Genomic DNA, 14,040 nt, shown 5'->3' with positions numbered 1-14,040 from the left:
GGGTCCCGGCGTTCAGGGAGGCGGGGTCAGACCCGCGCCAGTTCGCGACGCCCGTCGGGGTCGCCGTCGCCGTCGAGCTCGGCCTCCTGCGTGCGCAGGCCCTCGCCCTCGACGTCGACGTTCGGCAGCACCCGGTCCAGCCAGCGCGGCAGCCACCAGGCCTTCGCGCCGAGCAGCGCGAGCACCGCGGGCACGATCGCCATGCGGACGATGAACGCGTCGAAGAAGACCGCGATCGCGAGGCCGAAGCCGATCATCTTGATCATCTGCTCGCTGGAGCCGATGAAGCCGGAGAACACCGCGATCATGATCACGGCGGCGGCCGTCACCACCCGGGCGCCGTGCTTGAACCCGGTGACGATCGCCTGACCCGGCCGCTCGCCGTGGACGTACGCCTCGCGCATCCGCGTGACCAGGAAGACCTCGTAGTCCATCGCGAGACCGAAGACCACGCCCACCATGAAGATCGGCATCATCGACATGATCGGGCCGGTCTGCTGCACGCCGAACAGCGCGCCGAGCCAGCCCCACTGGAAGACCGCGACGACCGCGCCGAGGGCCGCGACCACCGAGAGCAGGAAGCCGAGGGCCGCCTTGAGCGGGACCAGGACCGAGCGGAAGACCACCATCAGGAGCAGGAAGGCGAGCCCGACGACGAGTGCCAGGTAGGGCAGCAGGGCGTCGTTCATCTTCTGCGAGAAGTCGATGTTCATCGCGGTCGAGCCGGTGACCAGGAGCTTCGCACCGGTCTCGGCCTTGATCGACTCGTTGGTGTCCCGGATCGAGTGGACCAGGTCCTCGGTCTGGGTGGAGGACGGCTTGGACTTCGGTATGACCGTGATGGTCGCCGTGTTGTTGCCGTTGTCCTTGTTGAACAGCGGCGGGAGCACCGGGCCCACGTCCGGCAGCTTCTTGATCGCGTCGGCCGTCTTGTCGGCGGCGGCCCGCGGGTTCGGGCTGTCCTTGCCGTCGACGACGACCATGAGCGGCCCGTTGAAGCCGGGCCCGAAGCCCTCGGAGAGGGTGTCGTAGGCGCGGCGTTGCGTGGTGGAGGTCGGCTGCGAGCCGTCGTCCGGCAGGCCCATCTGGAGCGAGCTCGCCGGCAGCGCTATCGCGCCGAGGCCGAGCACGCCGACGAGCAGCACCCACACCGGCTTGCGCAGCACGAAGCTCGCCCAGCGGGTGCCCATGTTGGGCTTGCCCTCGGCGGCCTTGCCGCCCTGCTCGTACGCCTTGCGGGCCTTGCGGCCGAGCACGCGCTTGCCGGCGAAGCCGAGCAGCGCGGGGATCAGGGTGAGCGCGATGAGGACGGCGATGACGACCGTGCCGGCCGCGGCCGCGCCCATCTTGGTGAGCATCGGAATGTTCACGACGGCGAGGCCGACCAGCGCGATGACCACCGTCAGACCGGCGAACACCACGGCGGAGCCCGCCGTTCCGACGGCCCGTCCGGCGGCTTCCTCGCGCTCCCTGCCCTCGGCCAGCTCGGCCCGGTAGCGGGAGACGATGAACAGCGCGTAGTCGATGCCGACCGCGAGCCCGATCATCATCGCGAGGGTGCCGGTGGTGGTGCCGAGGTCGAGCACGTTGGCGAGTGCGGTGATCGTGGAGATACCGATGCCGACGCCGATGAGCGCGGTGAGCAGCGGGAGCCCGGCCGCCACCAGCGACCCGAAGGTGATCACCAGGACGACGCCCGCGATGATCACGCCGATGATCTCGCCGGCCCCCTGCTCCGGCATGGCCTGCAGCGCGTCACCGCCGATCTCGACGGTGAGCCCGGCCTTCTTCGCCTCGTCGCCGCTCTTCTTGAGCGCGTCGCGGGTGTCGTCGGTCAGCTCCATCGCGTTGGTCTTGTACGACACCTGGACGTACGCGATCGGACCCTTGCCGTTGTCGGAGACGGCGTTGGCCTTGAACGGGTCGGTCACCGCGGCGACCTGGTCCGAGCCGGCCTTCAGGCCCGCGACCGTCTTCTCGACCGCGGCCTTGTTGGCCTGGTCGGCCATCTTCTGGCCCGCGGGCGCCTTGAAGACGATCCGGGCGGTGGCGCCGTCGGCGCTCGCGTTCGGGTTCCGCTCCTTGAGCAGGTCGAACGCGCGCTGAGCCTCGGTGCCCGGGATCGAGAAGGAGGAGGAGGTGGCGGTGGCGGCGGAGGCGGCGCCGAACCCGGCGAGGGCGAGCAGCGCCACCCACACCAGGGCGACGTAGCGGCGGCGCCGGAAGGCGAACCTGCCTAGGCGATAGAGGAACGTGGCCACGAGGGCGTACTCCCGGTCAAGTCGTATGGAACCAGCAGGGCATGGGGAACCAGCCCGACGACGAGAGCGGCGTGCGTCAGGTGGGGCGGGTGGTGCGTGGGGAGGGGGTGTCTAGCAGGGGTCGCCGAGGGCGGGGAGGACCACGGCGTCGATGTAATGGCCGAGGAAGGCCCGGTCGACCGGGCGGTCCTCGATGAGCTGCCGGGCGACGAACGCGCCGACCAACATGTGTACAACATAGGACAACGCGGGGTTGTCCCCGCGGACCTCACCGCGGTCCACGGCGCGTCGCAGCACCGCGTCGAGACCGGTGATCTCCGGCTCGATGAGCAGCTCCCGCAGTGCCTGGTGGAGATCGGGGTTGTCGTGCACGGCCCGCATCAGACCCCGCATCAGCGCGGAGTCCTTCTCCATCTTGCAGTCGTCCTCGCGGTAGACCAGCTCACGGAAGTCGCCGCGCAGCGAGCCCGTGTCGATCTCGGCGAGAGTGACCGGCTTGTCGTGCCGCAGGGCGCGCGCGACCAGCTTCGGCTTGCTCCCCCACTGGCGGTAGAGGGTGGCCTTGCTGGAGCGGGTGCGGGTGGCGACGGCGTCCATGGTGAGGGCGTCGTAACCGACCTCGCGCAGCAGGTCGAGCACGGCCTCGTAGAGCTCTGCCTCGCGTTCCGGGGTGAGCCTGCCCGCCATGATCGACCTCCTCTCCTCGCGCGTGCGACGTGTGCGTACGAATCGCGCGTACCGAACTCTTCGTACCGTACGAAGGTAACCCTGCCCCGAAGCGAAACGAAGCCGTTTCGCTTGTGTCGTCGACCACAGGTGTCGGAACGGAATAAAGCGCTCCCACGAGTTGCCGGGGGCATCTCCCGCGGAAAGCATTGGGGGGTGAGTGACGACGCCGCGTACCTCCGGTTCCCGCATCTGCACGACGACTTGCTGTGCTTCGCCGCCGAGGACGACCTGTGGGTCGCCCCCCTCGTGCCGGCCGGGCACAGCCCGTCCCGCGCCTGGCGGGTCACGGTCGACCGCACCAAGGTCGGCCACCCCCGCTTCTCTCCCGACGGCCGCCAGATCGCGTACACGACCTGGCGCAGCCTCGACCCGGAGATCCATCTGGCCCCGGTGACCGGCGGCCCGGCCCGCCGGATCGGGTACTGGGGGTCGTCCGACGCCCGGGTGTGCGGCTGGACGCCCGACGGCCACATCCTCGCGGTGTCCTCGCACGGCCAGCCGTTCTCGTACTTCTCCTGGGCCTACAGCGTGCCCACCGACGGCTCCCCCGGCGGAAAGCTCCCCTGGGGCCCGGTCTCCGACATCGCCGTCACCGATGTGGACGGCGAGCGCCGCACCCTGCTGCTCACCGGAAAGCCGCCGCACGAGCCGGCCGCCTGGAAGCGCTACCGCGGCGGCGCCACCGGCCGCCTGTGGCTGCACGGCAGACGGCTGCTCCCCGACATCGGCGGCCACCTCGACTCACCGATGTTCGTCGAGGGCCGCATCGCCTTCCTCTCCGACCACGAGGGCGTCGGCAACCTGTACTCGTGCCTGCCCGACGGCAGCGACCTGACCCGGCACACCGACCACGACGCCTTCTACGCCCGGCACGCCTCCAGCGACGGCCGCCGGGTCGTCTACCAGTGCGCGGGCGACCTGTGGATCGTGGACGACCTCACCCCCGACTCGGTGCCGCGCAAGCTGGAGGTACGGCTCGGCGGGCCCCGCGCCGGGCGGCGCAGCTACCAGGTCCCGGCCGCCAACCACGTGGACGCGCTGTCCGTCGACACGACCGGCCGGGCCAGCGCCGTCGTGGTGCGCGGCAGCCTGTACTGGCTGACCCACCGCGACGGCCCGGCCCGCACCATCGCCGACACCCCGGGCGTACGGGTCCGGCTGCCCGAGATGCTGGGCAGCGGCGGCCAGGTCGCCTACATCACCGACGCGGACGGCGAGGACGCCGTCGAGATCGCCTTCCTGCCGCGCGCGAGCGGCGAACGCGAGCCCAGGCGCCTCGCGGCGGGCGAGCTCGGCCGGGTGCAGGAGATGGTGTCCGACCCGGACGGCGAGCGCCTGGCGATCGCCGCGAACGACGGCCGCCTCCTGCTCATCGACGTCACGGAGGAGTCCAACGGGGAGGTCACCGAGCTCATCCGCTCCATCAACGGCCCGGTCCGCGACCTCGCCTTCTCTCCCGACGGGGCCTGGGTGACCTGGTCGCACCCGGGCATCGGCCGCTCGCTGCGCCAGATCAAGATGGCCCGCATCTCGGGGCCCGGCGCCCGCACCGTCGTGGACGTCACCAACGGCCGCTTCGAGGACGAGAACCCGGTGTTCACCAGCGACGGCCGCTATCTGGCGTTCCTGTCCTGGCGCGGCTTCGACCCGGTGTACGACGTGCACACCGGAGACCTGTCCTTCCCGCTGGGCTGCCGCCCCTACCTGGTGCCGCTGTCCTCGGCGACGCCCTCGCCGTTCGCGCTCTCGCCGGACGGCCGGCCGGCGGCGGGCGGTCTGGACCCCCTGGACGACTCGGCCGACGGCACGGTGACGGTGGAGGTGGAGGGCCTGGAAAACCGGGTCACCCCCTTTCCCGTCTCCGCGTCCAAGTACTCGGCCCTCCACCCGGTCTCGGGCGGCGGCCTGGTGTGGCTGCGCTGGCCCATCTCGGGCGCGCTCGGCGAGACCTTCGCCAACCCGGCCGACACCTCGGGCCGCCCCACCCTGGAGCACTTCAACATCTCCAAGGCCCGCAAGACCGAACTGGTCGACCACCTCGACTACTTCGCGGTCAGCGGCGACGCCAGCCGACTCGTCGTGGTGGACGAGGGCGAACTGCGAGCGGTCCCGGCCACCGAGCCGGGCGACAACGACTCGACGGTCTACCTGGACCTGCGCCGCATCCTGCACGACGTCGACCCGGCCCTGGAGTGGCGCCAGGCCTACGGCGAGGCGGGCCGCATCATCCGCTCCTACTTCTGGGAACCGCAGATGTGCGGCATCGACTGGTCGGCGATCCTGGACCAGTACCGCCCGCTGGTGGAACGGGTCGCCTCCCCCGACGAGTTCGCGGACCTGCTGCGCGAAGTCCTGGGCGAACTGGGCACCTCACACGCGTACGTCACCGCCGCCCGCCGCAACGAGGGCCCGCCGCACTACCAGCGCGCACAAGGCCTGCTGGGTGCCAACTTGGTCTGCCGGGACGGGAGTTGGCAGATCAGACGCATTCTGCCGGGCGACTCCTCCGACTCCAAGGCGCGCTCCCCCCTCGCGGGCGCGGGCATCCGCGAGGGCGCGGTCCTGACCCATGTGGACGGCCGCCCGGTCGACCCGGTCGCGGGCCCCTACCCCCTGCTGGCGGGCGCGGGCGGCACGACGGTGGAGCTGACCTTCCAGCCGGCGGAGGGCGAGGGCAGATCGCGCAGGGTGGCCGTGGTCCCCCTGGTCGACGAACGCCCCCTGCGCTACCAGGACTGGGTGGCCAAACGCCGCGAGGTGGTACGGGAGCTGAGCGGCGGCAAGTGCGGGTATCTGCACATCCCGGACATGGGTGGCTCGGGCTGGGCCCAGTTCAACCGGGACCTGCGCCTGGAAGTGAGCCGCCCGGCGCTGATCGTGGACGTCAGGGGCAACGCGGGCGGCCACATCAGCGAACTGGTGGTGGAGAAACTGACCCGCCGAATCCTGGGCTGGGACCTGACGAGAAACGCCCAGGCGGTGTCGTACGCGTCGAACGCGCCGAGGGGCCCGGTGGTGGCGCTGGCGGACGAGGCGACGTCCTCGGACGGCGACATGATCACGGCAGCGTTCCGCCTGCTCAAACTGGGCCCGGTGGTGGGCCAGCGCACCTGGGGCGGGGTGGTGGGCATGACGGGCCGTCACACGCTGGGCGACGGAACGGTCATCACGGTGCCGATGAACGCGGCGTGGTTCGACGAGTACGGGTGGTCCGTGGAGAACCACGGGGTGGAACCGGACCTGGAGATCCTGCGCACGCCGCTGGACTGGGCGGAGGGGCGCCACGCCCAACTGGACGACGCGGTCCGCCTGGCCCTGGACCTCCTGACCCTCCACCCGGCCTCGGTCCCGCCGGGCTACACGACGACCCCAAACCGCCAGCGGCCCAAGCTGCCGCCGAGGGGGGTGGGGGGGTAAGGCGCCTTGGGGTCCCCCCAACCCCATCAGCGTTTCCGACCCGCGGACCGGGGTGCGGGTTTGCGCAGTTCCCCGCGCCCCTTAATAGGTCCGATGCCGACTGCAGACCGTGCGTGGCCGGTCGCGCAGTTCCCCGCGCCCCTGGCGGGGTTGACGCTGACCAACGCCGGCATCTTCAGCCTGTCATGGGGGTCCCCCCTGGCCCTTAAGGCCTTGGGGGAGTTTGAGGACGAGCGCCCTTAAGGCGCGAACGGGGTCTGGGGCAGAGCCCCAGGGAACGACCACCGGGCCTCAGCGGAACCATTCACCCCCGGAGGGTCTAGGGAAGGGGCGGGGTGGGGGAAGACCGCCGGGCCTCGTCCGCCGCCCCGCCCGCCCCGACCAACCCCCGCCCAACCCCGGAGAGCCGCGGCTCGAACCGCCGCATCTCCCGAGCCCCCACCACCCCGATCACCCCCGGCAGATACCCCCGCACGGACTGCATCCCCCGCAACCACCACTGCGCGTACACATGCGAGGCCCGCCGCTCGATCCCGGCGACGATGCGATCCACCGCCGGCCCCAGCGGATACGTCCGGTTGGACGGCCACGGCAGCCGAGAGCGCAGCTCACGCATCACCTCGTCCTGGTCGGCACCCCGCACCATGTCCGTATCCGTCCACGACAGATACCCGACCCCGACCCGCACCCCCTTGTAGCCCACCTCCGCCCGCAGGCTGTGTGCGAACGCCTCGACCCCCGACTTCGACGCGCAGTACGCCGTCATCATGGGCGCCGGGGTGATCGCCGCGAGGGAGGCGATCTGGAGGAAGTAGCCGCGCGACTCCATCAGTACGGGCAGGAAGGCCCGGGCCGTCACGGCCCCGCCGATGAGGTTGACCTCGATGACGCGGCGCCACGCGTCCGGGTCGGAGTCGACGAACGGCCCCCCGGAGGCGACCCCCGCGTTGGCGACGACGATGTCGACCTTCCCGAACCGCTCCTTGACCTCGCCCGCGACCCGCGCCATCGCCGCGTGGTCGGTGACGTCCGCGTACCAGGACTCGGCCTCGGTGTGCAGCCGCGCCGCGACCCGCTTCAGCTCGTCGGGTTCGAGCCCGACGAGCGCGACCCTGGCGCCGCGTGCGGACAGCTTGCGCGCGAGGAGTTCGCCGACGCCCCGGGCCGCACCGGTGACGACCGCGACCTGCCCCTCCAGACTGACCCTGCTCATACGGCACGCTCCTCGGCGTCGACGGCGGGGGCCACCAGATGCGTGGCCACCAGCGCGCGGATCTTCTCGGTGATGAATTCGGGCGCCTCGATGGGCGTCATGTGCCCGACGCCGGTGAGGACGTCGAGCGAGCGGCAGTCGGGCAGCCCGGCTGCGATCCGCTCCGCGTGCACGGGCGGCGTGAGCCGGTCCACGCCGCCGACCACCACGGCGGTGGGCACCCTCAACTCCCGCACGAGCAGGCCGAGTTCGAGCCCGTCCAGCACATGGGACCAGTCCTGGCGCACCTCGCGCGGGCAGGCGTGCACGATGCGGGCGCACGCCTCGACCTTGCCGGGCGCGGCCCCGGGCCCCATCGTCGCGTACCGCAGGATCTTCTGGGCGAGCGGAGTGACGGGACCGAGCGGCGCCCCGGATCCCAGGATGCGCCGGGTGAGCCCGGTCCGCAGCCGCCCGGCCCGCATCGGCACCACCCGCGACTCGGCCACCAGGCGCGATGCGCCGGTGCTGCACAGCAGGACCGCCGCCGCGTGTTCGCGAAGGCCGGCCCGTCCGGCGGCCGCCATGAGGGTCATGCCGCCCATGGAGTGCCCGGCGAGCACGGCCCGTTCGCCCGGCGCGAGCGTGGCGGCCAGCACCGCTTCGAGATCGTCGGCGAGCGCCTCGGTGGAGTAGCCGGACCCGGCGGGCGTACGCCCGTGACCGCGCTGGTCGTACGCGATGACCCGGCACTCGTCGGACAGCGCCCGGATCTGCGCGGCCCAGAACGCGGTCGAGCAGGTCCAGCCGTGCGCCAGGACGACGGCGGGCGCGTCCGCGGGCCCGTGCACCTCGACGTGCAGCGGGCTGCCGTCGGCGGAGCGGGCGGTGAGCTCTCGCTCGGCGACGGGAGGCGCATACACCCCGAGCCGCCTCATGCGGACACCGCCGGGACGTCGACGGGCTCGCGCACCGGGGCGCGTACGACCTCGTACTCCCCCAGGTCCACCTCGCGGGTCGCGCGGCGGAACTCGCTGGTGGTGCCCGGCCAGACGGTGGTGTTGCGGCCGTTCGCGTCGAGGTACCAGCTGGTGCAGCCGCCGGTGTTCCACACGGTCCGCTTCATGCGTTCCTGCACCCGGCGGTTCCAGGCGCCGACGGCGGAGGGCCGGGCGGCGAGCGCGGCCCGGCCGCCGAGCACGTTCAGCTGCCGCAGATAGTCGGCCATGTAGTTGAGCTGGGACTCGATCATCAAAATCATGGAGGAGTTCCCGAGGCCGGTGTTGGGCCCGATGATGGTCATCCAGTTGGGGAACCCGGCGGCGGTCGCGCCGCGCAGCGACTGCATGCCGTCCTTCCACGCGTCGGCGAGCGTGTGCCCCTCGGCGCCGACGACACGGTCGGCGATGGGCATGTCGGTGACGTGGAACCCGGTGCCGAAGATGATCGCGTCGACCTCGGCCTCGGTGCCGTCGGCCGCGACGACGGTGGACCCGCGCACCTCGGCGAGCCCGGAGGCGACGACGTCGACATTGGGCTCGGCGAGCGCCGGATAGTACGCGCTGGACAGCAGGATCCGCTTGCAGCCGATGCGGTAGTCGGGGGTCAGCTTGGCCCGCAGGACAGGGTCCTTGATGGCACGGGCCATGTTGGACTTGGCGAGCGACTCGATGAGCCCGAGCTCGTTCGGCCGCTTGGTGAACGCGCTGACCTGCAACTCCCGTATGCCCCACAGGAGTCCGCGCCGGGCGGCCCCGGTGAACGGCAGCTGTCGGTGCAGCCAGCGCTCGACTCCCGTGATCTCACGGTCCATGCGCGGCATGACCCAGGGCGGCGTCCGCTGGAAGAGCGTGAGCCGGGCGACGTCGGGCTGGACGGACGGCACGATCTGAATCGCCGAGGCCCCCGTGCCGACCATGGCGACCCGCTTGCCGCGCAGGTCGTAGTCGTGATCCCAGCGGGCGGAGTGGAACACCTTGCCGGGGAAGCCGGCGAGCCCCGGAATCTCGGGCATCTTGGGATCGGACAGCGGCCCGGTGGCGGAGACGACGACGTCGGCGGTGAGGGTGACCCCGTTGGCCACCTCGATCTCCCACCACAGCTCATCCGGGTCCCACCGCATCATGGTCACTTCGTGATCGAGCCGGATGTGGGGCCGCAGCCGGAACACGTCGGCGACATGCTCCAGATAGGCGCGGATGTGCTCCTGCCCGGAGAAGGTGCGGGGCCAGTCGGGGTTGGGCGCGAAGGAGAAGGAGTAGAGGTGCGAGGGTACGTCGCAGGCGCACCCCGGGTAGCTGTTGTCGCGCCAGGTGCCGCCGACCGAGCCGGCCCGCTCCAGGACGACGAAGTCGGTGATCCCCTCGCGCCGCAGCCGAACCGCCGCCCCGAGCCCGCCGAACCCCGACCCGATCACCGCCACCCGCACATGCTCGCGCTCGTGCTGGCCCATGCCACCGCCTCCAATTCCGCCAGTAATCACTGGCACTGTTGGGAGGGTAGAGCAGTCGCATACCGAGCGGTAGGGGCACGGGCGGGGAAAGTTACCGCCGGTACAACTCGCCGGTGCGGGGCTCCGGCCACCGCATAGGCTGACGTGGTGGCAGAAGACCAGGCAAGTAAGGGTGGCGGCGGGGCCCGCGGGGCGGGGGCGCGCGAGGGGGGCGACAGCGGCACGCCGCAGCCGGGCGGAGGCATCCGCGAGAAGAACCCCGCCCCGAAGCAGCCGAAGCCGACCCGGACCGAAGGCATCCGCGAGTACCGCATGGCGGAGCTGGCCCAGAAGGCCGGCATCACCGAACGCACCCTGCGCTTCTACCGCGAGCGCGGCCTGATCCCGCCGCCGCGCCGCGAGGGCCGTATCGCCTGGTACGACGACCACCACCTGGCCCGCCTGCGCACGATCTCCGCACTCCTGGAGCGGGGCCACACCCTGTCCGGCATCGCGGACCTGACCTCGGCCTTCGAGTCGGGCCGGGACGCGGGCGAGGCGCTGGGCCTGGTGGAGCCGACCGAGGAGACCCCGGTGCGCCTGACCCCGGAGGCACTGGCCGACCACTTCGCGGGCGAGGTCACCCCGGAGAACCTGGCGGCCGCCCTCGACCTGGGCTATCTGGCCGTCTCGGGCGAGGAGATCGTCCACATCAGCCGCCGCCTCCTGGACGTGTCGGCCTCCCTGGTCCGCGAGGGCGTCCCGCTGGCGGCGGTCCTGGCGGCAGGCCGCGAGGTCCGCGAACACGCCGACGCCCTGGCCGCCCTGTTCACCGGCCTCCTGCACACCCACGCGTCCCCGGAAGACACCGACCGCCTGCGCCCCCTGGCCAAGGCGGTGGTGGACGCGGAACTGTCCCTGGCGCTGGACCGGCGACTGTCGCAGGAACCCTGACGGGGCCGGGCCTCCCCACCCTCCCGGACACCCGGCCCTACAGGTCGTACACCACCGTCACCGGCGCATGGTCGCTCCACCGCTCGCCGTGCGTAGCGGCCCGCTCGACGAAGGCCTTCACGGCGCGCTCGGCGAGGCCGGGGGTCGTGACCTGGTAGTCGATCCGCCAGCCCGTGTCGTTGTCGAAGGCGCGGCCGCGGTAGGACCACCACGAGTACGGGCCCTCGACGTCCGGGTGCAGGGCGCGCACCACGTCGACGTAGCCGCCGTCCGCCGCGTCGAAGACCCGCGTCATCCACTCCCGCTCCTCGGGCAGGAAGCCGGAGTTCTTCTTGTTGCCCTTCCAGTTCTTGAGGTCGGCCTCCTGGTGGGCGATGTTCCAGTCGCCGCAGACCACGACCTCGCGCCCCTCAGCAGCGGCCCGCGCCTTCAGACCCCCCAGGTACTCCAGGAACTCCGCCATGAAGCGGATCTTCTCGTCCTGCCGCTCGGTGCCGACCTCGCCGGAGGGCAGGTAGAGCGAGGCGACGGTCACGCCGGGCAGGTCCGCCTCGATGTAGCGCCCGCTGCCGTCGAACTCCGCGCTCCCGAACCCGATCCGCACCCGGTCCGGCTCGCGCCGGGTGAGCAGGGACACACCGGCGCGGCCCTTAGCGGCGGCCGGGGCGTGCACGGCGAACCAGCCCTCGGGCGCGCCGGCCTCGGCGGGCAGCTGGTGGGGCTCGGCCCGCACTTCCTGCAGGCAGATGACGTCGGCCCCGGTCCCCCCGAGCCACTCCACGAAGCCCTTCTTGGCGGCGGCCCGCAGCCCGTTTACATTCACAGAGGTAACAGTGAGCATCCCGGCACCCTACCGACCCGGCACCGTCCACCCATCGCATAGAAGTACGCTTAAACGCATGAATATCCGCCAGCTCGGCTACGACCACCCCGACGCCGTGAAGCTCAACGACCAGGTCCAGCTCGAATACGCCGAGCGGTACGGGGACGAGGGCGACATCACACCCCTGGACGCCGCGATGTTCCTGCCCCCGCGCGGCCTGTACCTGATCGCGTACGACGCCGAGGGGCGCCCGGTGGCCACCGGCGGCTGGCGCAGCCAGGACGCCAACGAGGAGAACTACCGCGACGGCGACGCCGAGCTGAAGCGCATGTACGTCGTTCCCGAGGCCCGGGGCCTGGGCCTCGCCCGCCGCATACTCGCCGCCCTGGAGTCCGACGCCCGCACGGCCGGCCGCACCCGCATGGTCCTGGAGACCGGCATAAAGCAACCCGAGGCGATCACCCTGTACGCCTCGACGGGCTACGAACCCTGCGAGAAGTTCGGCCACTACCGCACGTACGACACGAGCCGCTGCTTCGCGAAGTCGCTCACGGATTCCTGAACCCGACCCGGGGCTCCGTTCAACCGCCCCGCTCAACCACCCCCGGAAACGGCGAGATCCCGCCCGATCGTGATGATCGGACGGGATCTCGTTGTTGTTGTGGGGTGTTCACGAGCGCTGTTGACCTGCGACGTAGCGGGATGATGGAGATCGCTTCCCGTGCAGTGGATGATCGTTTCCCGGATCTGAAGGCGGGCTGATGTCAGTGGCTGGCAGTTGAATGAGGGCCATGACTGTCCATGCGCTGTTGCCGTTGCTTCCCGCTCCTGATGTTCTGCTTGCCCGATGCCAGGCGTTGGCGTTGCTCGACTCCGTCCTTGACGCAGAAGCTCCCACGCACACGTTCTTCCCCAACTGGCGTGGAGGCGTGCACCTGGCCTGCATGGAAAACGGCTCTGGAGACCAGTACGCCGTTGTGTTCGATCCAGCTGGGGTGTTCCTCTACGGGTTCGATCACGAAAGTTCCGCCACTCCATGGCGCGAGTCGCCCCGAGCGCACTGGCCTGGACTCCTTGAGGGCCTGCCTTCGTCGCTCGCGCACTACGCGGCGGCGCCGGAGTTCGAATTCGACGGGTTCTTCGACGCGACAGTGTGCGTGTGGCGGGAAAGGGATGCAGAGGCCTGGGGGTGTGGTCCGGTCGAGTTCGCCGCTGACGAGTCGGACGGGGCTGACTGGCTGTTCGAGCTTCTCGCCGACGGCAGCGCGGATGCATACGTCAGCTTCACCGAGGACTACCTTGAGCGGAGGATCGACCGTGACGCAGTGGCAGCGGTTCTGGCTCAAGCACCGCTGAGCCGAGAGATGGTGAGTTCCCTGTCGCCGGCAGCGGACTTCGCGACCGTGGCCGGGCAAGCCCGCGCACTCGGCTATACCGTCCAGGACCAGGCAACGCTCTGACTTCACGGAGATCACGCTGTCGGTTGGGATGCCCCTCCCCTAAGTCGCGAACTCGTGTGGTCTTTCTGCGGAGGGCAGCGGGCGCGAGGCGATCGCATGCGGTCGGTTGGGGGCATCTGCGTTCACCGTCTGCGATCTTGCTGTGGCTGGCCCTACGTTTGGCTGGGGCTTTGAGTGCCATCGGGCTCCGGTGATCGGCAAGTGGAGGCGGGGCCCGTATGACGCCACTGTTCGAGCGACTGGATCAGGAAGAGGCGGTCGTTCGTGGCGAGTTGGCCGCACTGCGTGAGAAGACCACGGCGGCCGAGGAACGGCTGGCTCACCTGACGATCACGCGGGAGACGCTGTTGTCTCTGGGTGGCGAGGGGTACCTCAAGCAGGGTGACGCCGTGCAACAGCCGCCAGAGGAGACTGCAGACAAGTCGACTCCGAACGGCCCTCCCCCCGGTTCCGGGCCCTCCGGTGCAGAAGTACCTCCCAACGAGCCCGCGTCTGCTGGCCCGTTGGAGTGGGAAGTGGCGCGAGAGCGAATGCTGGTGCTGCTGGCGGGGGCCGGGCGGGCGATGAAGGTGCAGGACATCACCGCCGCGATCGGGGAGGACGTCTCGGATACGTCGAGGGGGCGGCGAGTGGAGACCACTCGGTCCCGGCTGAAGCGCTTGGTGAAGGAGGGCTCGGTAGCGGAGGGCCCGACGGCCTGGTTCACGATCGTTCCGGTCAATGCCGGTGAACAACGGCAGGAGGACTCCCGGGAGTGAACCGGGGCCGCGAGA

Annotated in this window: 11 protein-coding genes; 5 read left to right on the top strand and 6 right to left on the bottom strand. The window is 70.9% G+C overall.

Annotated features, from left to right (window positions below):
• Positions 1-26: 26 nt before the first annotated feature.
• Both ACSHXC_RS22960 and ACSHXC_RS22955 read right to left on the bottom strand, forming a co-directional pair.
• Positions 27-2,261 carry an MMPL family transporter gene (locus tag ACSHXC_RS22960; RefSeq protein WP_438293395.1) on the bottom strand — a complete coding sequence of 745 codons (2,235 nt, stop codon included), beginning with the start codon at positions 2,259-2,261 and terminating at the stop codon, positions 27-29.
• A 111-nt stretch (positions 2,262-2,372) separates the two neighbouring features.
• Complete coding sequence (locus ACSHXC_RS22955; protein WP_438293394.1) at positions 2,373-2,948, bottom strand: TetR/AcrR family transcriptional regulator; 576 nt, start codon at positions 2,946-2,948, stop codon at positions 2,373-2,375.
• 195 nt (positions 2,949-3,143) lie between these two features.
• Between ACSHXC_RS22955 and ACSHXC_RS22950 the strand changes: the two genes are divergently transcribed.
• Entirely contained in the window at positions 3,144-6,407 is a 3,264-nt protein-coding gene (locus tag ACSHXC_RS22950) for a S41 family peptidase (protein ID WP_438293393.1), read from the top strand.
• Positions 6,408-6,726: 319 nt separating this feature from the next.
• On the opposite strand, the gene ACSHXC_RS22945 is transcribed toward ACSHXC_RS22950, so the two are convergent.
• From ACSHXC_RS22945 to ACSHXC_RS22935, 3 genes are read right to left on the bottom strand one after another with little or no spacing between them, the layout of a single operon-like run.
• Entirely contained in the window at positions 6,727-7,620 is an 894-nt protein-coding gene (locus ACSHXC_RS22945) for an SDR family oxidoreductase (protein WP_438293392.1), read from the bottom strand.
• Entirely contained in the window at positions 7,617-8,537 is a 921-nt protein-coding gene (locus ACSHXC_RS22940; RefSeq protein WP_438293391.1) for an alpha/beta fold hydrolase, read from the bottom strand. The genes ACSHXC_RS22945 and ACSHXC_RS22940 overlap by 4 nt, the downstream gene beginning before the upstream one ends.
• Complete coding sequence (locus ACSHXC_RS22935) at positions 8,534-10,051, bottom strand: flavin-containing monooxygenase (RefSeq protein ID WP_438293390.1); 1,518 nt, start codon at positions 10,049-10,051, stop codon at positions 8,534-8,536. Before ACSHXC_RS22935 ends, ACSHXC_RS22940 begins: the two co-directional genes overlap by 4 nt.
• A gap of 312 nt (positions 10,052-10,363) precedes the next feature.
• On the opposite strand from ACSHXC_RS22935, the gene ACSHXC_RS22930 reads away from it, so the two are divergent.
• The gene (locus tag ACSHXC_RS22930; RefSeq protein ID WP_438296761.1) at positions 10,364-10,984 is read left to right on the top strand and encodes a MerR family transcriptional regulator; all 621 of its coding nucleotides are present in this window, start codon (positions 10,364-10,366) and stop codon (positions 10,982-10,984) included.
• 37 nt (positions 10,985-11,021) lie between these two features.
• Here ACSHXC_RS22930 and ACSHXC_RS22925 read toward each other — a convergent pair whose 3' ends face one another.
• Positions 11,022-11,825, bottom strand: coding sequence for an exodeoxyribonuclease III (locus tag ACSHXC_RS22925; RefSeq protein WP_438293389.1), 804 nt, complete (start codon positions 11,823-11,825; stop codon positions 11,022-11,024).
• 58 nt (positions 11,826-11,883) lie between these two features.
• Here ACSHXC_RS22925 and ACSHXC_RS22920 point away from each other — a divergent pair, with 58 nt between their 5' ends.
• The 3 genes from ACSHXC_RS22920 to ACSHXC_RS22910 all read left to right on the top strand — a co-directional run bounded on the left by ACSHXC_RS22920 (position 11,884) and on the right by ACSHXC_RS22910 (position 14,025).
• Positions 11,884-12,369 carry a GNAT family N-acetyltransferase gene (locus ACSHXC_RS22920; protein ID WP_438293388.1) on the top strand — a complete coding sequence of 162 codons (486 nt, stop codon included), beginning with the start codon at positions 11,884-11,886 and terminating at the stop codon, positions 12,367-12,369.
• A 229-nt stretch (positions 12,370-12,598) separates the two neighbouring features.
• Entirely contained in the window at positions 12,599-13,267 is a 669-nt protein-coding gene (locus ACSHXC_RS22915) for a hypothetical protein (protein WP_438293387.1), read from the top strand.
• Between the two features lie 218 nt (positions 13,268-13,485).
• A complete protein-coding gene (locus ACSHXC_RS22910; protein ID WP_438293386.1) occupies positions 13,486-14,025 on the top strand; it encodes a hypothetical protein in 540 nt (179 codons plus the stop codon).
• The last annotated feature ends 15 nt before the right edge of the window (positions 14,026-14,040 follow it).

This window comes from Streptomyces sp. HUAS TT7, assembly GCF_051550175.1.
GTDB lineage: Bacteria > Actinomycetota > Actinomycetes > Streptomycetales > Streptomycetaceae > Streptomyces.
The sequence above is the reverse complement of the archived record's forward strand: the minus strand, read 5'-3'. Positions and strand labels throughout refer to the sequence as shown.